Consider the following 20,079-nt stretch of genomic DNA (forward strand, 5'->3'; position numbering starts at 1 on the left):
CTCCTTACAGCGGCTGGTTGCCGTGCTTCTTCTGCGGCGGGTAGACCACCTTGCGCTCGAGCAGGCGCAGGCCCTCGAGCACCTGCGCGCGGGTGTGCGCGGGCTCGATTACCGCGTCCACTAGGCCGCGTTCGGTGGCCACGTACGGGTTCAGGTTCTCGGCCTCGTACTCCGCGGCATCCACGCCAAGGGCGGTGGCTGCCGTCGGCGCGTCCGCGAGCGCGATCTGCGCCGTGGGCCACGCGAAGACCAAGTCCGCGCCCAAGCCCTTGGAGCCGAGCAGCGTGTAGGCGGTGCCCAGCGCCTTGCGGGTGATCACGGTGATGGTGCCCACCTGCGCCTCCGCGAAGGCGTAGGCGAGGGAGGCCGCGGCGGCCACGACGCCGCCGCGCTCCTCCTCCTCGGTGGGGTGGAAGCCGGGGCAGTCCACGAACTGCACCACGGGGAGGTTGAACGCGTCGCAGGTGCGGATGAAGCGGGCGGCCTTGCGGGCGCCGTCGCGGGTGAGCGCCCCCGCGAGCGAGGCCGGCTGGTTGGCCACGATGCCCACCGCGCGCCCGCCGATGTGGGCGAAGCCGGTGACCACGTTGTCCGCGTAGGCGGCGGAGAGCTCGGTGAAGTCCCCGTCCGCCACGGCGGCGAGGATCTCGGTGACGTTGTAGGGCTGCGCGTCGTCGTCCGGCATGAAGGTATCCAGATCGGTGTCGCTGCCCTGCGCCTCGGTGCCAAGCGGGGGAGTGGCCTGGTTGTTCAGCGGTAAAAAGCCCAGCAGGGTGCGCACCTGTGCGAGCGCGTCAACGTCGGTGGCGGCGCGCAGCTGCGCCACGCCCGTGGAAGCGGTGTGCGCCTCGGCGCCGGTTGCGGCGCGAACGGCATCCGCGTCCGTCAGGCGCAGCGACGCGCCGTCCACTATCACGGTGACGTCGGCGAGCGGGACTGTGGTGGCCGCGAGCGAGGCGGTCTCGCCCGCCACCACGGCGATCTGCGGCACCAGCCCGGAGGCGCGGGTCGCCGCGTGCAGGATCTGCGCCTGCATGTGGGCGGTGACGATGCCCTCCTGCCAGCGCGGCCCGGCCGAGTCGTAGATGCCCACCACCGGCACGCCGGTCTTGGTGGCCAGGTCGTAGATCTTCAGCACCTTCTCGGCGTAGACCTCGCCCACGGCGCCGTCGAACAGCGAGCCGTCCTGGGAGAAAACGCAGACCCGGCGGCCGTCGACAAGCCCGTAGCCCGTTACCACGCCGTCGGTGGCCGGCTTGGTGCGGTACATCTTGTACGCCTCGACGCGGTGGCGGGCCAGCGCGTCCGTCTCCACGAACGTGCCCGCGTCCAGCAGTTGCTCGATGCGTTCGCGGGCGGTTGCCTCGCCCCGCGCGTGGACGGCGTCGATCTCGGCCTGACCGGCCGGCGCCTGCGCCTCCGCGAGGCGGCCGCGCAGGTCCTCGATGCGTCCGGCCGTGGTGGTCAAGTCGGGTTTGGAAGTCATAGCGCCCAAGTTTAACGCCCGGGCCAGATTAACCACGCAGGTGCGTGACCACCTGGGCGCCGTCGCCGTCGGAAAAGATGAGCTCCAGCCTGGCTACGGGGCCGCCCAGGGCGTCGCCGAGCAGGCGCGCGTAGAGCTCGAGCTGCGTGAAGTAGCTCTCCACGCGGCTGCGGTGCGCGTAGACGTCCGTCTTGTAGTCCGCGATGACCCAGTGCTCGCCCTCCTTGTACAACAGGTCGATGTAGCCGTTCACGGCGGTAGCGCCCACCTTGCCCGCCACCGGCAGCTCGCGGAAGTGCTGCTCCGCGGCGACCGCGTTGCGGTACGGCTCCGACGCGGCGAAGGCGGCGGCGACCTGCTCCACGTCGGCCACCCGGTCCTCGGGCACGTCGTTGACCGCGGCGGCGATGCGCGCCAGCTGGGCAATCGTGGCGTCGCCGGCATCCGGCAACCGCTCCATCACCTCGTGCACCGCGGAGCCGAAGCCCGTGCCCAGGGCCGCGCGCTCGGTGTTCGCGTCCACGTTGCCGAACTCGCCTTGGGGCACCCAGCCTGCCTCGGTGAGGTGGTCGCGCACGTTGGAGCCTGTGCTTATCGACGCATACTCCCCAGCGCCATCCCCGACCGCGCCGCGCTCGGACGCGTGGGCGATGGCGGTCACGCCGATGCGCGGCGCGACCGCCGCGGCTTTGGCGAGGGAGGAGCGCAGGCGGGAGCGTCGAGAAGCAATGGCCCCCAGATCGGGGACGGGCAGGCCCGAACCGAGCGGCGCGAGCGGCTCCTCGGGGGCGCCGAGGCTCTCGCGGGTGCGCAGGGCGAGGCCCGCGTCCTCGGGCACCCCGTCCAGGGCGTTGAGCAGCGGGGTGCCCGGCCGGGAGGAGTAGGTGCCCTGCTTGGTCAGCGGGATCTGCAGCGGCACGGCGAGCACCGACTCGGCGCGGGTGAGCGCCACGTAGAGGCGGCGCTTCAGCTCGTTCTTGTCCGCCTCGGCGTCGAAGGTGTTCAGGGCTGCGTAGCCGGGGCTCTGGGCGGCGCCGAGCTTGATGTGGGCCACCTTCGGCTCGGTGCGCGAGATCCCGCCGGAGAACCTGCGGTTGCCGCCCTTCGCGCTCAGGCCGGCGGCGATGACCATGGGAAACTCGAGGCCCTTGGATTTGTGGATGGTCATCACGCGCACCCCCTCCGCGCGGTTGTCCAGCACCGGGTCGGAGGCACCGTTGTTGTCCTCGCTCTGCTCATCGGCCCAGCGCACGAACTCGCGGATACCCAGGCCCGTGGCCTGGCCGAACTGCTCCGCCAGCGCCTCGAAGTGGTCCAAGCTGCCCACCGCGCCCGCGCGCGAGGCACTCATGAACGCCTGGCGTAGGTGCTTGTCCTGGACAATGCCGCGCACCACGGCACCCGCGTCCTCGCCGCGTGCTCGCTTCGCGGTGTCCCGCAGCCACTTGCGCGCCTTCTCCACGCGCGGCGCCGGCTGGCCCGCCCGCTCCGCCGCCAGTTCCGCGTCCGAGCAGCCCAGAAGGGCGGTGCGCAGCGCGGCGACCTGCGCGTACGGGTCCGCCGGGTCCCCCACCGCGCGCAGCACGGTGAGCAGGTCGCCCAGTTCCGGCACCCGGAACAGGCGGGTCGAGCCCTCGGAGACGTACGGGATCCCGGCCTTGGCCAGGGCGGCCAGGATGCGCCGCGAATCCCGGTTGGTGGGCACCAGCACGGCGATGTCCGAGTACGTCAGCGGGCGCGCCGTACCCGGGCCCTCGATCCGGTTGCCGTCCGCGTCCTTGCGCGCCTCGGTTTGGTGGTAGTAGAACGCCGGGTCGTCCCCGCGGGTGGCGGCGCGGATCAGGGCGACGATGTCCGCCTCCTCGGCTGCGTGCGGGTTCTCGGCCGCGCCCGCCTCGTCGCGCAGCAGGATCACCGTGCCGGGCAGCGGGGTGGCGGCGCCGTCCGGGCCGATGCCCTCCTGCACCGCCTGCGCCAGCATGTCGGTGTACGCCGCCTGGGCGGGCCCGGCGCCGGCGGGTGCCTCGTCCGAGAACACCTCGCCGAAGATCGCGTTCACCGCAGCGATGACGTTGCTGGAGGAGCGGAAATTCTGCGACAGGTTCAACAGCACACCCTCGCCCGCGCCGTCGAGGCTGTAGGACTGGCGCACCAGGTTGTAGTTGTCAATGTCCGCGTTGCGGAACCGGTAGATGGACTGCTTCGGGTCGCCCACCACAAACAGGCTGCCCGGGGTGGGCACCCCGGTGAGCGAGCCGGCCGCGATAGCGCGCACGATGGTGTACTGCGCCGGGTCGGTGTCCTGGAACTCGTCGACGACGATGACGCGGAACTGCTCGTGCAGGCGCGCCAGGATGCCGCCGTTCTCCGGATTCTCCACCAGCTCCTGGGCCAGGTAGACCATGTCGTGGTACTCCAGGGTGCCCCGGCGCACGCGGCGGTCCTTGTCCCGCACCACCAGCGCCGCGAGCACCGGCGTGACGGTGTCCACCGCCCGCGTGAGGTGGATTGTCTCGCGGCCTTCCATCTCCGCGATGCACAGCTTGCACAGCTCCGCAGCGGTCTTCTTGTTGTTCCACGCGCTGTGGTCCACACCCCGGCTTGTGAGCATCCGCTCGGCGGCGGAGACGTCGGCCATGGCCCAGTCCTTCGCGCCGCCCGAGTTACCGGGCTTCGTGTACGCCTTCGGCTCGCGCCCGGTGGTGGTCCGCGTGGGGTCGGTGTGCGCCTCGACGTCCGCCATGAGGACGTCGATCTTCGAGCGCAGGCCGTCGCTCGGCTTCGCCCCCGAGGCGTCATAGCCGGCCTTCAGCGCACCGAGGACGTCCAGCCACTCGCGCTTGAACTCGTCCTCCGTGGCGGGGCGCCAGCGCGGCCCGGTGAGGGTGGGGCCGAGCTCGCCCCAGTGGGCGTCCATCCAGCGCGCGCGCTCGCCGAAGTCGCGCATCGAGGCGCCGTTGGTGAGCAGGAAGCGCAGGTCATCCGCCGCCGCGGCCGGATCCACCTGGAGCCGGTACTTCTCCGCCAGCTCGGCGAGCTCGCGCAGGGCTCCCTCGTCCGCCGCCACGAGGCGGGTCAGGGTGTCCACCACGGAGTCCGCGCGCAGCTGCGCATCCATCTGCTGGCGCAGCTCGTCCACCTTGTCCACCTGCGGCGGCAGCCCCGCCTCTAGGGGGTAGAGCTTCAGCAGCCTCAGGCAGAACGAGTGCAGTGTGCCTATCGACGCCCCCGGCAGGCCCTCCAAAGCCCGCGCCGCGCGCCGCTTCGCCTCGTCCGCCGACACTTTGCGGAACACCGTCGTTTCCGCGTCCGGGAACGGGGTGTGGGTGCCGGCTACGGAGACGTCGGCAAGCGCACTGCGCAAATCGGCCACGAGCTTGGCGGCGGCCGCCTCCGTGAACGTGATGGCGGCGATCTGGTCGATGCGCAGGCCGTCGTCGATGATGAGGGTGAGCAGGCGCTGGATCAGAGTAGTGGTCTTGCCCGAGCCGGCGCCGGCCTGCACAAAGACGTTCGTGTCCGTGGTCCACTGGATGTAATTGCGGCCGTTCAGGTCGGTCTGCAGCGCGTCCCCGTCGGCGACGATGTCCGCGGCGGTGAGGTAGGGGGTGGTCTCGGTCATCGTGGCTCCTCGATGGAAAGCGGGATCAGGGAGCGCTCGGCGAGCGCGTCGGTGACGGCCTCGTACTGGGCCCGACCCACGCGCACCTCGCGCTGCTCAACCCAGCTGGCGTTCAGTGCGTGGGGCGGGAAGACGCCCGCGGTGATGTAGCCGTGGATGCGCTCAAGGTTGGTCTCCAGCGCGGCGAGGACGGCGTCGTCGATGGTGATGGACACCACGCCGGCGGGATCGGCGTCCTCCGGGCCCGCCTTTTCCTGCACGTACCAGTAGCGCGCCTCCACGGCACCCACCGGGGGCAGGCCCGCGAGGGCGTCGGCGATCTCCGGGAACCACGCCAGCACGTCCCCCGACGCGTCCTCGACGAACCGGCGGTGCACCAACCCGCCGTAGAGCGCGAGCTGGAAGCGGTAGTCGTTCTTCTCGGCCTCGCCGGTCGGTCCCGCGGCGAGCAGGGCCTTCACCGTGCTGTACTGCTTGCCGGTCTTGTAATCGGTGATCCGCAGCGTGGTGGGCTGGCCGGGGAGGCTCAGGTAGTCGACGCGGTCGATCTTGCCGTTAAAGGTGATGCGCTCCGTCGCGCCGCCGGCGCCCGGCACGTCGATGTAGGGGGACGGGAACTCGGTGCCGTCGAAGCGGTTGGTGCCGAACGCCAACTCGGCGGCGATCGGGCGCCAACCGAACTCGAGTTCTGCCTTCTCCACAGCGAACCAGCGCTCCACGTCGCGGCGCGTGGCGTCCTCGAAGCTGAACCACACGGCCTCGTTCACCCGGCCGCTGCCCGCCCGCTCGAGCTCGCGCGCCACAATCGCGTCCAGGCGCAGCTTCGCGCCGGCCCACCAGTCATCGCTGCCGTAGTTCGGCGGGCTCGCCGGGTCCAGCAGCACCTCGTTGGTCCAGGCCTCGATGATTGCGTGGAAGAGCGAGCCGCCCTCGCGCGGGTCCACGGCGAGCGTGTGCACGTCGTCCGGCAGCGCGTAGGACTTCAGGATGTGGTCGATGAAGAACAGCAGGGGCGAGGTGGTAAAGGACTCCAGCGCGGAATTGGAAATGTCGTTGCCAAAGAACGCCCGACCCACGTCGCCGCCGGCGGCGCCTGCGAAACCGTTGAATTCCGCGCCCTCCTCGCCGCCGCTAGCGCCCGCGTCGCGGTAGCGCATGATAGAGCGGTAGCGAAGCGCGTCCTCGCCGGGGTTGCCGGCCGCGGCGTCGACGATGAGCTGGTCTGCGTCGCTGAGCGCGGCGAGGGTGCCGTTGGCGAGCATGACCTCCGCCTGCGGGAAGTCCTGCACTCCGAGCTCCTCCACGTCCGCGCCGAGGGCGCGCAGCCCGCGCGCGGAGACCCACTGCGAGGGCTGGGTGGTGCCGGAGCCGTTCTGGTGGGAACGGGGATTGGTGATCACCACCCGCGGCGCCGAGCGCAGCGCCGCCTGCACGGCGCGCCGGCGGCGGCCGAGGAACTCCTCCGCGGAGGTGTGGGACTGGGCGGCGGTGATGGTCGGGCTCGGCGTGATGGAGCCCGGCAGCGTGTCATCCAGCGCGCCGACGATGAAGGCGGTGTGCAGGTTGCGGCCCGCCAGCGATTCGAGCGGGCCCACGGCCACCAGCCCGCCGGCAGCGGCCGGCTGCGGGTTGTCGTAGAGCGGCAGCAGCGCGTCCACGGCGCGGCCGCGCTCCACCGCGCCGTGGAGGCCGGCGAGCGCCTCGCACACCGCGTCCAGGTAAGCGGCCTCGATGCCCCAGGGCTCCCGCAGGCGGCCTGCCGCGAGCTGGCGCAGCTGAGCCGCGGCGGCCGGCCAGGACGGGCTGGACCACAGCTGGCGCAGCTCCGCGCGCAGCCCGCGCACCCAGGCGAGCACCTCCGCGGCCTGGGCCGCCCGGTCCGGGCTCAAGCCCTGCGGCTGACGGTCCCAGTCCGCGCCGGCGTACAACTGCAGGCGGTCGTCGCGCGTGATCTGGTCGAACGCGTTCAGCCACGGGGCGCCGTCGACCGCACCCGTGCCCAGCAATCCCGCGAGGTCGCGGCGGTTCATCTCCTCCGGGTCGAGCCTGACCAGGCCGGCCAGCGCCCGGAAGTAGGCGTTCTGCGCCCACGTGGCCGAGCTCGGCGCGCGGTGCGGGATGCCGGCCTCCTCGAGCGCCCGCGATACTGCGGCGATCTGCGTCTCGTCGCAGCACCCCACGGCCAGCTCCGCCAGCCGCGCGCCGGCGCCCACGGCGTCGGCGATGGCGGAGGCCACGTACTTCGCTTCGTCGCGCTCCGCCACGAACGTCGCGCGCTCGATCTCGGCCGTGAACTGCCCGCCGTCCACGCGCGCGATATCCCCCAGCTGCCCAATCGTCCACTCAGACAGGGCGTCCAGCGCGATGTCGCCCACCACAACCACCGCGCGCCGGGCCGCGGCCTGCACGGCGGCCTCCACCGCCTCGGGGTAGGTGTAGCAAGTTGCGGCCGTGCGCTCGAGCACGGTCCGCGCCAGCTTCTCGACGACCTCCGGCAGCTCCTCACCCCCATGAAGCCCGCGCCACTGCGGGGGCAGCGCGGAGAGGGCGAGGATCGCGTCGGTCAGGCCGCGGTGCGTCGCCGGCGAGGTGTTGAGGTGCTTGGTGTGGAAGACGGTTGGGGAGGCGGCGTCGGCAAGCAAAAGCCCCACCTCCCGGGACACGTCGGCGCGCTGCAGCGGCTTGCGCCCCAGCGTGCGCGCGGCGGTGGTGACGAACAGCGGCAGCGTGGCCACCTCGACGTTGAGCAGGGGCTCGCCCGGCTCCGTGAGCGCGACGAGCACGTCGTCCATCGCGCCGGTGCCGCACAGCACCGTCACCGGGGCCAGCGGGTTTCCTGCCTGCGCCTGGCGCACGGCCTCCCGGATCCGCTCGCCATAGCCGTCCTCGCCGCGCGATGTGCCTGCTGCAGTGGTCATGCTGACCAAAGGTACCTGGGTGGCGGGGCCGGCGCGGGGCGAAAACGGGGGAGTTAGGAGGTGAACCCCGGCCCGCGGCGGATGCGGACCGGGCCCCTCACCGTCTCGATGTCCACCTCGCTGTCGCCCTGCGTGATGCGCACCTCGCCCCGCCGGGCGAGCCCGGCGGCCGCCGCGCGCACGTCGTCCATGCGCTCGCGCCACTGCTCGCCGTCGGGCCACAGCGCGCGGGCGGCGTCGGACGGGCAGATGGAGGACTCGGGTTTGCGGGACGCGAGCAGCGCGATGATGCACCGCTCGATGCTGGCCGTGTCGCTCAAAGAGGTCACCGCGGGGAGCCTACCGCGCGGTAGCGGCGCGCCAGGCGGCCCGGATCATGGGCAGCTGCAGCGGCAGGCGCGCCACCGCCAACGCCCGCTTCGGCCAAGACTTTCCGCGCCACTGCCAGGCCATGTAGAAGTTGGCCGGCCACACCAGCGCCAGCAGGGCCGCGGAGAACGCCCCGCCGGCGCGCCGCAGCGACGCGGAACGGCGGCGGTGGCCCGCGTTGCTCCGGGGGCCGAGCGCCGGGGCGGCGAGGAGGAGGGCCGCGGCGAGCTCCGCCGCGCCGGAGACCAGGGTGTACGTGCGGGCGCGGCCCGGCAGCTGCGGCGGCACGATGGAGTCAAAAGGCTCGGGTTTTGTGAAGTGGAGGAGCCCCGCGCCGGCGAAGACGGGGATGAGGGCATTGGTGGGGATACGCATGAGTCCATTATAGGCGCGGGCAAGCGAAAGCGCGTTCGAAACGCGCGGGGCCGTGTGGGGTCGCGTTCCTATACTGATGGCCCATCTACCAAGGAGGCCGCCCATGACCCAGACCAAATCCCTTTCCTTCACCACCACCGTCCACGGCACGCAGCTGCGCGCGGACATCTCGGTGACGCCGCGCACCACCGCCGCCGTGACCGAGGAGCAGCTCGAGTTCGCCCGCGGGCTGACCACGCACCTCATGGACGTCACCGCCGAGTACCAGCCGGAAGAGGCCACGCGCAACGAGTCGCTCGACGCGTACGTGGTGCTCGCCGACGCGTTCCAGGTGCTCGACCTCGCCCGCGCGTCCGTGGACTCCCGCCCGCGCGACGTGCGCGAGTACTTCTGGCACCTCGCCTCGGACCTCGAGGTGCTGCAGGCGTGGGACTCGCGCTTCACCGCGGCGTACACGCTGGCCAGGCACGGCGAGGAGCGCGCGGGCGACTTCGACATCGACGGCATCGAGGAGCTGTGCGAGGCCATCGAGAGCTGGATGCCCCAGCGCTACGCGGGCAAAGGCTTCACGCCGCGCCGCGTCGTGGTGGACGACCGCCAGAGCGCGGGCGATTTCTTCCGCACCCGCACCACCGACCACACGGCGGTGAGCGTGAAGATGGTCGAGGACGCGGAGCTGCCGGAGGAGGACTACGCCGTCACCGGGCGCAGCGTCCTGCCCGTGCCAATGTTCCCGGAGGGCACGCTGGACACGCGCGCCGACGTGCGCTCGCTTTTCGACGACTTCTCGGTCCTGTGCACCTTCCGCACCGACCGCGAAGACTTCCCGCTCCTGCGCGCCCTGAGCAGCGCCGCCGAAGTGGCCACGACGGTGCGCCGCGGCCACACCCCGCTGGAGTTCTACACCGAGCTGGCGTACGCGAAGCAGCTGTGCTGGCTGGCGCGCCGGGAGCGCTTCGCCGAAGACGGCATCTACCGCCGCAAGCTGCTCGACGAGCTGTACCCCGCCCTCATCGTGGTCTCCCTCTTCGGCGAGGACCTGGCCATGCCGAAGTACCTGGCCAAGCTCGCGGGGGAGGTGAACGAGGACCTCGGCAGCGACGCGGTGCTGCGCGTGGCGGACGTCATCGACGCCTGGTTGCCGCGCGACGTGCGCGAGCTGGTGCCCTCCGGGTGGGACGACGAGCTTGACCAGCAGCTCCCCGAGAGCCTCGTGGCCGGCCTCAACGCGCTGCCGGGGCGCCGCTTCATCGCGGTGCTGGATGACCAGCCGGCGGAGGAGTTCGAGGCGACCGGGATGCCCGACAAGGAGCGCCTGAACCCCGTGGACCTCGGCCCGGAGGTTGACCCGGAGGTGCTCACGATGCGCGGCGTCCAGGTCTTCCGCTCCAGGTTCTAGGGCCTTAGCGGTCCCAGACGCGGTGGGAGGCCAGCAGCTCCTTGACCGGGGCCGCGGCGACCTCGGCGGTGTCCACGGCAACAATGCCGGGCTGGTCGGCGGGGACGCGCGCGGCCTCGAGGGCCTCGGCGCCTGCCTTGCCAACCACGGCGATCGCCTTCTTGTGGCGCTCGAGCTCGCCGAGCATGGTCGCCACCTCGGGCGTCGCCGGCGGGGTGACCACCACGGCGGCGTCGAACTCGATGGAGCGCGCGGGGAGGGAGGTGCGGGACACGGACACCTCGGCACCGCCGCCGAGGGCAACCTTGCCGCCCTTCTCGGACACCAGCAGCGGGGGGGTGCCGGCGGCGAACAGGTCGCTCACCAGCTTGCCCACCGACGCCGCGTCGTCGCCGCTCAGGTCGGAGGAGATGAGGACGGCCACCTGGCGGCCGTCGATAGGCCAGGTGCGGCCGATCTGGGACAGCGCCGGCGACGGTTCCACGTCCGCCACCTCCTGCTTTGCCGGGTGCGGCAGGCCGAGGTTGTCGGCCACCGTCTCCGCCAGGTCCTGGTCCACGTGGGCCAGCACGTCGAGGTAGCGCACCTTGATGGCCTCCTCGTAGCACTTGCCCAGCTCGAAGGACAGCGCCTGCGCGAGGTGCTGCTGCTCCACCTCGGTCAGCGAGATGTAGAAGAGGCGGGCCTGGGAGAAGTGGTCGTCGAAGGATGCCGGCTGCTCGCGGGTGATGGTGCCGGACACTGCCACGGGGACGTCGATAAGCGCGCCCTCGTCCACGGTCGCTTCGCGCGGGCTGCCGCCGTCGAGCGAGTTCGGCTTGTACGGCGCGACGCCAGTGTGGGCGCCCTGCTGGTACATGCCGTCGCGCAGGTTGTCGTTCACCGGCGCGTGCGGGCGGTTGATGGGCAGCTGCGAGAAGTTCGGGCCGCCCAGGCGGGAGATCTGGGTGTCCAGGTAGGAGAAGAGTCGGCCCTGCAGCAGCGGATCCGCGGTGACGTCGATGCCCGGCACGAGGTGGCCGGGGTGGAACGCCGCCTGCTCGGTCTCCTCGAAGTAGTTGCCCGGGTTCTTGTTCAGCGTCATCGTGCCGATGATCTCCACCGGCGCGAGCTCCTCCGGCACGATCTTGGTCGGGTCGAGCAGGTCGATGCCCTCGAACATCTGATCCTCGGTGTCCGGGAACACCTGCACGCCGAGGTCCCACTGCGGGAAGGCGCCGGCCTCAATCGCGTCGGCCAGGTCGCGGCGGTGGAAGTCCGGGTCCACGCCGCCGGTGATCTGGGCCTCCTCCCACACCTGGGAGTGCACGCCGAACTTCGGCTTCCAGTGGAACTTCACCAGCGAGGTCTCGCCGGCGTCGTTGATGAAGCGGAAGGTGTGGATGCCGAAGCCCTCCATCATGCGCAGGGAGCGCGGGATGCCGCGGTCGGACATGTTCCACAGGGTGTGGTGGGTGGCCTCAGTGTGCAGGCCCACGAAGTCCCAGAACGTGTCGTGCGCGGACTGCGCCTGCGGGATCTCGCGGTCCGGGTGGGGCTTGCCGGCGTGGATCACGTCGGGGAACTTGATGGCGTCCTGGATGAAGAAGACCGGGATGTTGTTGCCCACCAGGTCCCAGGTGCCCTCGTCGGTGTAGAACTTGGTGGCCCAGCCGCGGGTGTCGCGCACGGTGTCGGCGGAGCCGCGCGAGCCGAGCACGGTGGAGAAGCGCACGAACACCGGCGTCTCCTTGTCCTTGGCAAAGAGGCCGGCCTTGGTGATCTTCGAAGCCTTGCCGTTGCCCACAAACACGCCGTGGGCGCCGGTGCCGCGCGCGTGCACGGCGCGCTCGGGGATGCGCTCGTGGTCGAAGTGGGTGATCTTCTCGCGGAAGTGGTGGTCCTGCATCAGCAGCGGGCCGCGCTCGCCGGCGGTCAGGGACCGGGAGGTCTCGGCCACCCGCGCGCCCTGCGCGGTGGTCAGGTACTCGCCCTGCTGCGCGCGCGGGTCCGGATCGGACGCGCCGAGGTGGAAGGGGCAGCCGGTGGCGGAGTACGCGGCCGGGGGCTGCTGCGCCTCGGTCGGTGCCGGGGGAGCAGTGTGCTTGTCGACGCCCGGCGTCACACCGCCAGGCGTCCCCGGAGCCTGATCCCCCTGCGGCGACGCCTGCGTCACCGAGGGGGCGGCATCCTTTGCGTCCCGCTCCTGCTGGGTTGCCTCGCCGGGCCCGCGGCCCGTCTGGTTGTCCTTGCTCATGTGCATCTCCCTATGTCTTCCCTAGGTGTACCTATGTCGTCGGAGTTATGGGTCCACCGTCGAGCATAGGTCGATCCGGCGTGGGACGGCGTGGGAAGCGGGCGTCGGAAAGCAAAAGCCCCGATACACTGGCGCACCATGAGCGTGCGAGATATCAACCGGATCCAGGAAGCCGTGGCCGAGTACTGGCGCGACGTGCAGTGGGTCGAGTCGACGGGGTCCACCAACGCGGACATGCTGGCGCACGGCGAGCCGGGCATGGTGCTCATCGCCGACGAGCAAACCGACGGCAAGGGCCGCCTCGGCCGGCACTGGGTCTCGCCGAAGGGCTCGCAGCTGGCCATGAGCATGGTGCTCGACGCCTCGAAGCACCCGGGCGACTTCGGCCTGCTGTCCATCGCGCCGGGCGTGGCCGTCACCGACGTGGTGCCTGAGGCGCAGCTGAAGTGGCCCAACGACGTGCAGATCCGCGGCAAAAAGATCGCCGGCATCCTCTCGGGCCTGGACATGCCCAAGGTGGTGGTGGGCATCGGCATCAACGTGGCCATGCGGCCCGAGGATCTGCCGGTGGAGACCGCCACGGCGCTCAACCTCGAGGGCATCGAGGTGGATTTCGACGACTTCACCATCGACATCCTCACCGCCATGGGCCAGCGCCTGGGGCAGTGGCTCGACGGGGACCCGCGGCTGCTCGAGGACTACCGCCGTGTGTGCACCACCATCGGCCAGGAGGTGCGCATGGAGCTGCACAACGGCGTGGTGACGGGCACGGTGGACGGCGTGAACGACGCGGGGGAAGTGATCATCGACGGCACCGCCTACGCCGTGGGCGACGTCCACCACCTGCGGCCACGGGCGTAGGTGGCACATGGCGGATAAGGTGCGGTTTCAGGTTGAGGAGGGGGAGCTTGTGCTTGCCGACGTCGCCTCCCCCCTGTCCTCCCTCATCTTCCCGCTGCTAGAGCTGGTCCTGGTCACCGGCGTGGCGTGGATCGCCATCGGCTGGATGGATGTCACCCCGGCCGTGGGGGTGCCAGCGCGCAACGCGCTCGTGGGGGTGTGGGCGCTGGTGGTGCTGTGGCGCTTCGTCCTGCCCGTGGTGCGCGCCCGCCGCCGGCGGCTGGTGGTCACGGACCGGCGCGTGCTCGTGCGCGGCCCCCGCGGCGCGGTGGACTCGATCCCGCACCGCCAGATCCACTCCGCGCGCCGGGCCAAGGGCGGGCTGGACATCGCCGTGCACGGCTTCGGGCGCCCGCTGCACTACGAGTCGGTTGGCAAGGCGAAGCAGGTGGAGCGCTTGATCAACGGCCGTCGCTAGCCCTTCACTAGCCTTTGATCTCCGTGGTGTGCAGCTGCGCGTCCAGGTCCTCGGGGGAGAGGTCGCCGGCCTGGAAATCCGCAGTGACGGGCAGGTGCAGCTCCATGTCGGTGCCGGGGCACAGCTCGATCACGGCCTCGTCCACCGTGTAGTCCAGCACATGGCCGCCGGAGGAGCGCTCCTCGTCGATGAAGTGCACGTGGCAGCCGGGCACGCCGATACCCTTGGCGTAGGCCGGGGTGCGGAAGCCGCCGATCACGCCGCGCACGCCCTCGAAGTGGTGCTCCGCGTCGTCGCCCACCGCCTGCGACATCGGCGGGTACGGCTTTTCCTGCTTGCTCACGGTGCGGGTGACCACGTGGGAGAACGTGCCGGTGATCTTCACGGCGTAGAAGTAGTTGCCGCTCGGCTCGAGCTCGTCGATGAAGGTGGACAGCTCGCCGCGGCGCATCCCGCGCGGCGCGTCGACCCGGATTCGCGGCACGAAGTTGGTCACCACGGTGAAGGGGGTGCGCTGCTCCAGGTCGGCCACGCGGGCCTTGCCGTCGCTGGTGAGCTGGTGGCACACCCCGTCGAGGATGAGCATCTCCCCGTCCAGCGCGTCGAAGGTGCCGAGGCCGAAGTTGCCCTTGGACAGGATGTCGCTGATGGTGAGCTCGCCGTCGTAGATGCCGTCGAGGAGCGCCGTCATGAGCGAGTTCTGGAAAATCGTGTGGCGGGTGATCGCAGCAACCATGCCTGCAATGGTAACTGGGCCGGGGACTACAGTGGGGCGGGTGACTAACGCGTATGGGATGCCGGTGGTGGCCGTGATCGGCGACGGCCAGCTGGCACGGATGATGCAGACCGAAGCGATCGAGCTGGGCGTCGAGATCCGCCTGCTGGCGGGGGAAGAGGACGCCTCCGCGGCGCAGGTGGCCCACGACGTGCGCCTGGGCGATTACACCGACCTCGGGGACGTGCGCCGGGTGGCCGCCGGTGCGGATGCGGTGACCTTCGACCACGAGCACGTTCCCAACGAGCATGTGCAATTGCTTCTCGACGCACCCGTGGACCCAGTCCCCGTCGAACCGCGGCCCCAAGCCCTGATCTACGCCCAGGACAAGCTCGAGCAGCGCCGGCGGCTGCGCGAGCTTGGCGCGCCGGTGCCGGCCTTCGCCGCCATCGAATCGGCGGCCGACGCGGAAGCGTTCTGGGACAGCGTGGACGGCGCGGTGTGCCTGAAAGCCACCAGGGGCGGTTATGACGGGAAGGGCGTGTGGTTCCCTGCGTCGAAAAGCGAACTGCTCTCGCTGGTGGAGGAGCTCGACGCGCCGCTGATGGGCGAGCGCAAAATCCCCTTCGACCGCGAGCTGTCAGCGATGGTGGCGCGCAACCGCGCCGGCGAGATCCGCGCCTGGCCCGTGGTCGAGTCAATCCAGGACGGCGGGGTGTGCCGCGTGGCGATCAGCCCGGCCGGCATCCCCGACGAGCTGGCCCGCGAGTGCAGCCAGCTGGCCTGCCGCATCGCCGAGGAGCTGGACGTGACCGGCGTGCTTGCCGTGGAGCTGTTCGAGGCCGGAGGCGAAATCCAGGTCAACGAGCTGGCCATGCGGCCCCACAACACCGGGCACTGGACACAGGACGGGTGCGTGACCTCGCAGTTCGAGCAGCACCTGCGCGCCGTGCTGAACTGGCCGCTCGGCGCCGTGGACGCGACCGCGCCCGCCACCGTGATGGTCAACACCCTCGGCGGCGAGCGCGACCCGGAGATGCCGATGGGCGAGCGCGTGGCGGAGGTGATGCGCCGCTACCCGCAGGCCAAGGTGCACCTGTACGGCAAGGATTGGCGCCCGGGGCGCAAGATGGGCCACGTGAACGTCTCCGCCGACACCGTGGCCGAGGCGCGCGCGGTGGCGGAGGACGCCGCCCACTTCATCATCAACGCAGCGTGGAGGGACGCGTAAATGGAACCGCAAGTTGGACTGATCATGGGCTCGGACTCGGACTGGGACACCGTGGCCCCCGCGGCAGAGGTGCTCGCCGAGTTTGGCGTGCCGTTCGAGGTGGGCGTGGTCTCCGCGCACCGCACGCCCGAAAAGATGCTCGCGTACGCCAAACAGGCGCACACGCGCGGGCTGAAGGCCATCATCGCCTGCGCCGGGGGAGCGGCCCACCTGCCGGGCATGGTCGCGGCCGCCACGCCGCTGCCGGTGATCGGCATCCCGCGCGCGCTAGCGGACCTGGACGGGCTGGACTCGCTGCTGTCCATCGTGCAGATGCCGGGTGGCGTGCCGGTGGCCACCGTCTCCATCGGCGGCGCGAAGAACGCGGGGCTGCTGGCCGTGCGCATCCTCGGCGCCGGCGACGAGGCATTGGTGGCCAAGATGGCGGACTACCAGGCGCGCATGGCCGCCGAGGTGGAGCGCAAGGACGAGGCACTGCGCGCGCGCCTGCTCGGTGAGTAGCAGCCCGCTTGTCGTCCTCGGCGCGCGGGTGGTCGGCGGCCGGCCGTCCCGCATGCTCGAGTCGCGGCTGGCGGAGGCGCTGCGCCTCTACCGCGCCGACCCGCGGCCCGTGGTGGTGAGCGGGTTTGGCGAGGCGGAGGTGATGGCGGCGTGGCTCGCCGAGCGGGGCGTGGCGGCGGAGCACATCGTGGTGGAGCCGCTCGCGACCTCCACGAACGAGAACTTGGAGCGTTCTCGGGCATTGCTTCCCGACGCCCCCATGCTCACCGCCATCACCTCCACCTTTCATGTTCCCCGTACCCGCGTTTGGGCCCGGCACCTGGGAATCCCGGTGCACGTGGTGGGCGCCCCCCTGCCTCCTGGGCGGCCCCTGAGCCGCGCGAAGAACTACGCGCGCGAGTGCGTCGCGCTGCCGCATTCCCTGGCGCGCGTGGCGTGGCGGCGTTTGCGTAGCTGATCGGCGGGCCGCGGTCAAGGGGTTGGGTGGTGGTTGTGGATAACGGCGGGGGGGGGGGGGGGGGGGGGGGGGCGCCCCCCCCCCCCCCACGCGGCCCGCGGTCCTTTCGCTCGGGGTCGTTGCCGGTGCCCTGCGGTTCAGGTGAGATAAAACACATGACTGTGTAACGTATCTTCCGTCAGATAGTAAACACGTCGGGATAGTGTCATGGGCATCCGAGGTAGGGGTCCGTCTGGTGGGCTCGGGGATGTGTATAAGAGACGGGTCAAGGGGTTGGGTGGTGGTTGTGGATAACTGTGTTGGTTGCGGGGTGTGGGTGTGCGGGGTTGTCCACAGGTGGGTGGTGGGGGGTTTCGTTGTGTGGGCGGGCGGGTTAGCGTTTCGGTCATGACGTTTGCTGATCTTCTCGACGCGGTCCGCGCCCTGGGTGTTGATGCCCTGGCCGGTTTCGACCGTGACGCGTTGATCGCGGCCGGGGTGGATCCGGCTCGGGTGCGGGCGTTGGCCGGGGTGCACGAGGTGTACTTCGGGCCCACCCGGTTTCGTGCGCAGCAGCGCCTGGGGGTGGAGGCGGCGCGCGCCGGTGGGCACAGTTTGGACAAGCTGGTGCTCATCGAGCGCTACATGGCGAACATCGACGACGCCGCTGCGCGGTGGCGGGTGCGCCGCGAGTTGCTTTCGGTGCGCGGGTCTCACGCGGCGCTTCGCCGCGCGGCCCAGCAGGCCGCGCCCGCGCCTGAGCGGCCGGCGGGCCCGGACCGGGTGCGGGTTTCACGCACCCGGGGTGGTAAGCGTTCGCTGACGGTGGTCGGTTCGCAGCGTCGCATGGCGGATCTGGAGCACGCGTTGATGGGCCGCGCCCCAGGGGTGGGCCCGGCGGGTGAGGAGATGTACGACGCGCTGTGGGAACTGCTCGACCCCGCCGGTGATGCTGATGCTGGTGCTGGTGCTGGTGCGGGTGGGGTGGCGGCGGCGGTGCCGCGGCCGTTGCTGTTGATCCCGCTTGCCAGTTGGGTGCGCATCATGCGCGGCGAGGGCGACGACACGGTGCTGGGGCTTTCGGATGCCACCACCATGACCGGGGCGGAGTTTCTCAACCAGGTTGTGGCAACCGGTGCATTCGAGTTGGAGGCGGCGCTGTTTCACCCGCAGGAGGGGGCGGTGAACCTGTACCGCACGGCCCGGTTTGCTAACCAGAAGCAGCGCGACCTTGCGCGTGCGGTGACGCCGGTGTGCCCGGTGCCGGGGTGCAGGCACGGGGCCGAGGCGTGCGAGATCCACCACATCCAGACGTGGAAACACGGTGGGGAGACGAACCTTGCCAACCTGGTGCCGGTGTGTCGCTACCACAACCGCATCAACGACGACGACCAGCCGGTAACCGGCCGCAGCAACGGCCGCGGCCGCATCGACACCGCCCACGGGCGGCCCACCTGGGTCTCACCGCGCGGCTACCCCGCGAAAAACCCGCACCACGCCCACTTCGGCGCCATGGAACAACTGTTCGGCACAGACCCACCACCAGGCTAGGCCGCGGAGCCCGTCACCCCTTGACGCCGCCCGCGGTCAGGCCCGAGACGATGCGGCGCTGGAACACGAGCACCATGATGATCAGCGGGATGGTCACCAGCGACCCCGCGGCCATGATCGCCGCGTACGGGAACTCGAACGCGCTCGGGCCGCTGAAGCGCGCGATGGCCACGGTGACGGGCTCGGTGCTGTTGGTGGACAGCTGGCGCGCGAGCATGAACTCGTTCCACGTGGTGATGAACGCGATGATCGCCGTGGTGAAAATCGCCGGCGCCGCCAGCGGCAGGAGGATGAGGCGGAACGCTTGGCCGCGGGTCGCGCCGTCCACGCGCGCTGCCTCCTCCAGCTCCCACGGCAGCTGTTGGAAGAACGACACCAGCGTGTACACCGTCAACGGCAGCGCGAACGAGATGTTGGGGATGATCATCGCGCGGTAGGTGCCAATCCAGTTGAGGTCGCCGAACAGCTGGAACAGCGGCGTCACCAGTGCGATGCCCGGGAACATCGACGCGGCGAGGATGATGCCGGTGATGATGCCCTTGCCGGGGAAGTCGAGCCGCGCCAGCGCGTACGCGGTGAACACGCCCACGAGTACGGCGAGGGCGGTTGTGCTCAGCGAAATGATCAGCGAGTTGCCGATCGCCCCGAGGAAGTCGTTGCCCTTGTCGGTGGCCAGCGCGTCGCGGAAGTTGTCCAGCGTGACGTGCGTGGGCCAGGGCGTGGTGTCGAAGGTGTGGCGCTTGTCGCGAAGCGCCGTGATCAGCATCCAGTAGAACGGCGCGAGCCCCCAGAACATGATGAAGATGACGCCGAGTGCGTGTAAGGCCCGTTTCATCGCGCGGCCTCCTTCGGGGCTTTTGCTTGTCGACGCCCCCCAACGTCCGCGCCCAAAAATCGGATCATCACAAATGCCACGGCGAAGATCAGCAGGAAGATGAGCGTGGAAAGGGCGGATGCGGAGTTGAAGTTGCCTTGGCGCATGTCCTCGACCACGAGCTGGGAGATGGTGGCCGTGGGCGAGTTGGAGGAACCGGAGATCATGATCACGGGCAGGTCGTACATGCGCAGGGCATCGAGGGTGCGGAAGAGGACGGCCACCATGAGGGCGGGGCGGACCAGCGGCAGGGTGATGCGGGTGAAGGTCTGCCACGCGGAGGCGCCGTCGACGCGGGCGGCTTCGTAGATGTCCCGGTCGATCATTTGCAGGCCGGCGAGGATGAGCAGCGCCATGAACGGGGTGGTCTTCCACACGTCGGCGATGATGACGGCGAAGCGGGCGGCCCACGGGTCGGTGGTCCACGCGATGTCCTTGCCCAGCAGGGAGTTGACGATGCCGGCCGGGGCGAACATGAACTGCCACAGCTTCGCGGTCACCGCGGTGGGGATGGCCCACGGGATGAGCACGGCGGCGCGGATGAGGCCGCGGGCGGGGGAGGGGTGGTTCATGATCATCGCCATAGCGAGGCCGAGGACCGTCTCCAGCAGCACGGTGACCACGGCGAAGAAGAGGGTGATGCGGACCGCTGGCCAGAAGTCGGTGGCCAGGACGCCGGGCGGGCACGTGCCGACGGCGCCGGACGGGGTGACGCAGCGGTTGGTGATCCAGTACATGTAGTTCTCGAGGCCGCTGAAGCCGCCGTCGGTGAACACGCCCGTCTTCGGGTCGAGGCGGCGGTTGCCTTGGAAGGACAGCCAGATCGCGCGGATGATCGGGTAGCCGATGACGACGGCGAGGACAGCGAGGGCCGGCGCGACGAGCGCGTAGGCCTTGCGTGTGTCCGTGCGCGCGCCTAGGCGCGCGTCGGGGCGCGTGCCCTTACGCGCGCCGCCGCGGGCTCGTCCCGCACGCTGCGCCGGTGGCTGGGTGGTGGTGCTCATGTGGGCCTTTCGGGGTCTACAACGGGCGAACGCCCGCACCGGAT

General features: G+C 70.6%; 16 protein-coding genes. 7 read left to right on the forward strand and 9 right to left on the reverse strand.

The window, feature by feature from the left end; translation table 11 throughout:
* Positions 1-4: 4 nt before the first annotated feature.
* From BN4252_RS09390 to BN4252_RS09410, 5 genes are read right to left on the reverse strand one after another with little or no spacing between them, the layout of a single operon-like run.
* Positions 5-1,486: an acyl-CoA carboxylase subunit beta gene (locus BN4252_RS09390; RefSeq protein ID WP_066529902.1), complete on the reverse strand. Its 1,482-nt coding sequence runs from the start codon at positions 1,484-1,486 to the stop codon at positions 5-7.
* Between the two features lie 28 nt (positions 1,487-1,514).
* Positions 1,515-5,108 carry a UvrD-helicase domain-containing protein gene (locus BN4252_RS09395; RefSeq protein ID WP_066529905.1) on the reverse strand — a complete coding sequence of 1,198 codons (3,594 nt, stop codon included), beginning with the start codon at positions 5,106-5,108 and terminating at the stop codon, positions 1,515-1,517.
* Positions 5,105-8,026, reverse strand: a complete 2,922-nt coding sequence (locus BN4252_RS09400; RefSeq protein WP_066529908.1) for a PD-(D/E)XK nuclease family protein — start codon at positions 8,024-8,026, stop codon at positions 5,105-5,107. The genes BN4252_RS09395 and BN4252_RS09400 overlap by 4 nt, the downstream gene beginning before the upstream one ends.
* A 53-nt stretch (positions 8,027-8,079) precedes the next feature.
* Complete coding sequence (locus BN4252_RS09405) at positions 8,080-8,355, reverse strand: DUF3253 domain-containing protein (protein WP_222859816.1); 276 nt, start codon at positions 8,353-8,355, stop codon at positions 8,080-8,082.
* A gap of 10 nt (positions 8,356-8,365) precedes the next feature.
* Complete coding sequence (locus BN4252_RS09410; protein ID WP_066529911.1) at positions 8,366-8,770, reverse strand: DoxX family protein; 405 nt, start codon at positions 8,768-8,770, stop codon at positions 8,366-8,368.
* A 103-nt stretch (positions 8,771-8,873) separates the two neighbouring features.
* Between BN4252_RS09410 and BN4252_RS09415 the strand changes: the two genes are divergently transcribed.
* Positions 8,874-10,169, forward strand: a complete 1,296-nt coding sequence (locus tag BN4252_RS09415; protein ID WP_066529915.1) for a hypothetical protein — start codon at positions 8,874-8,876, stop codon at positions 10,167-10,169.
* 4 nt (positions 10,170-10,173) lie between these two features.
* Here the strand turns inward: BN4252_RS09415 and BN4252_RS09420 are convergent, their stop codons facing one another.
* Positions 10,174-12,405: a catalase gene (locus tag BN4252_RS09420; RefSeq protein ID WP_078056883.1), complete on the reverse strand. Its 2,232-nt coding sequence runs from the start codon at positions 12,403-12,405 to the stop codon at positions 10,174-10,176.
* A gap of 138 nt (positions 12,406-12,543) precedes the next feature.
* Between BN4252_RS09420 and BN4252_RS09425 the strand changes: the two genes are divergently transcribed.
* Entirely contained in the window at positions 12,544-13,266 is a 723-nt protein-coding gene (locus tag BN4252_RS09425; RefSeq protein WP_066529917.1) for a biotin--[acetyl-CoA-carboxylase] ligase, read from the forward strand.
* A gap of 7 nt (positions 13,267-13,273) precedes the next feature.
* Positions 13,274-13,723: a hypothetical protein gene (locus BN4252_RS09430; RefSeq protein ID WP_066529925.1), complete on the forward strand. Its 450-nt coding sequence runs from the start codon at positions 13,274-13,276 to the stop codon at positions 13,721-13,723.
* Positions 13,724-13,730: 7 nt separating this feature from the next.
* On the opposite strand, the gene budA is transcribed toward BN4252_RS09430, so the two are convergent.
* Positions 13,731-14,459, reverse strand: a complete 729-nt coding sequence (budA, locus tag BN4252_RS09435; protein ID WP_066529928.1) for an acetolactate decarboxylase — start codon at positions 14,457-14,459, stop codon at positions 13,731-13,733.
* Positions 14,460-14,466: 7 nt separating this feature from the next.
* Here budA and BN4252_RS09440 point away from each other — a divergent pair, with 7 nt between their 5' ends.
* The 4 genes from BN4252_RS09440 to BN4252_RS09455 all read left to right on the forward strand — a co-directional run bounded on the left by BN4252_RS09440 (position 14,467) and on the right by BN4252_RS09455 (position 18,157).
* The gene (locus BN4252_RS09440; RefSeq protein WP_066529930.1) at positions 14,467-15,669 is read left to right on the forward strand and encodes a 5-(carboxyamino)imidazole ribonucleotide synthase; all 1,203 of its coding nucleotides are present in this window, start codon (positions 14,467-14,469) and stop codon (positions 15,667-15,669) included.
* Positions 15,670-16,170 carry a 5-(carboxyamino)imidazole ribonucleotide mutase gene (purE, locus tag BN4252_RS09445; protein ID WP_066529936.1) on the forward strand — a complete coding sequence of 167 codons (501 nt, stop codon included), beginning with the start codon at positions 15,670-15,672 and terminating at the stop codon, positions 16,168-16,170.
* The gene (locus BN4252_RS09450) at positions 16,163-16,627 is read left to right on the forward strand and encodes a YdcF family protein (protein ID WP_066529938.1); all 465 of its coding nucleotides are present in this window, start codon (positions 16,163-16,165) and stop codon (positions 16,625-16,627) included. Before purE ends, BN4252_RS09450 begins: the two co-directional genes overlap by 8 nt.
* Before the next feature lie 387 nt (positions 16,628-17,014).
* Complete coding sequence (locus tag BN4252_RS09455) at positions 17,015-18,157, forward strand: HNH endonuclease signature motif containing protein (RefSeq protein ID WP_066529947.1); 1,143 nt, start codon at positions 17,015-17,017, stop codon at positions 18,155-18,157.
* 13 nt (positions 18,158-18,170) lie between these two features.
* On the opposite strand, the gene BN4252_RS09460 is transcribed toward BN4252_RS09455, so the two are convergent.
* Positions 18,171-18,992, reverse strand: coding sequence for a carbohydrate ABC transporter permease (locus BN4252_RS09460; protein ID WP_066529952.1), 822 nt, complete (start codon positions 18,990-18,992; stop codon positions 18,171-18,173).
* Entirely contained in the window at positions 18,989-20,035 is a 1,047-nt protein-coding gene (locus BN4252_RS09465; RefSeq protein ID WP_078056885.1) for a carbohydrate ABC transporter permease, read from the reverse strand. Before BN4252_RS09465 ends, BN4252_RS09460 begins: the two co-directional genes overlap by 4 nt.
* Between the last annotated feature and the right edge of the window lie 44 nt (positions 20,036-20,079).

This window comes from Corynebacterium bouchesdurhonense, from assembly GCF_900078305.2.
Lineage (GTDB): Bacteria > Actinomycetota > Actinomycetes > Mycobacteriales > Mycobacteriaceae > Corynebacterium > Corynebacterium bouchesdurhonense.

Excerpts from the sequence above, each read along its gene's own strand:
- BN4252_RS09430 (WP_066529925.1), top strand. The coding sequence starts at position 13,274 with ATGGCGGATAAGGTGCGGTTTCAGGTTGAGGAGGGGGAGCTTGTGCTT.
- BN4252_RS09460 (WP_066529952.1), bottom strand. The coding sequence starts at position 18,992 with ATGAAACGGGCCTTACACGCACTCGGCGTCATCTTCATCATGTTCTGG.
- BN4252_RS09425 (WP_066529917.1), top strand. The coding sequence starts at position 12,544 with ATGAGCGTGCGAGATATCAACCGGATCCAGGAAGCCGTGGCCGAGTAC.
- BN4252_RS09395 (WP_066529905.1), bottom strand. The coding sequence starts at position 5,108 with ATGACCGAGACCACCCCCTACCTCACCGCCGCGGACATCGTCGCCGAC.
- BN4252_RS09420 (WP_078056883.1), bottom strand. The coding sequence starts at position 12,405 with ATGAGCAAGGACAACCAGACGGGCCGCGGGCCCGGCGAGGCAACCCAG.
- BN4252_RS09465 (WP_078056885.1), bottom strand. The coding sequence starts at position 20,035 with ATGAGCACCACCACCCAGCCACCGGCGCAGCGTGCGGGACGAGCCCGC.
- BN4252_RS09440 (WP_066529930.1), top strand. The coding sequence starts at position 14,467 with ATGGTAACTGGGCCGGGGACTACAGTGGGGCGGGTGACTAACGCGTAT.
- budA (WP_066529928.1), bottom strand. The coding sequence starts at position 14,459 with ATGGTTGCTGCGATCACCCGCCACACGATTTTCCAGAACTCGCTCATG.
- purE (WP_066529936.1), top strand. The coding sequence starts at position 15,670 with ATGGAACCGCAAGTTGGACTGATCATGGGCTCGGACTCGGACTGGGAC.
- BN4252_RS09400 (WP_066529908.1), bottom strand. The coding sequence starts at position 8,026 with ATGACCACTGCAGCAGGCACATCGCGCGGCGAGGACGGCTATGGCGAG.
- BN4252_RS09455 (WP_066529947.1), top strand. The coding sequence starts at position 17,015 with ATGACGTTTGCTGATCTTCTCGACGCGGTCCGCGCCCTGGGTGTTGAT.
- BN4252_RS09415 (WP_066529915.1), top strand. The coding sequence starts at position 8,874 with ATGACCCAGACCAAATCCCTTTCCTTCACCACCACCGTCCACGGCACG.
- BN4252_RS09390 (WP_066529902.1), bottom strand. The coding sequence starts at position 1,486 with ATGACTTCCAAACCCGACTTGACCACCACGGCCGGACGCATCGAGGAC.
- BN4252_RS09410 (WP_066529911.1), bottom strand. The coding sequence starts at position 8,770 with ATGCGTATCCCCACCAATGCCCTCATCCCCGTCTTCGCCGGCGCGGGG.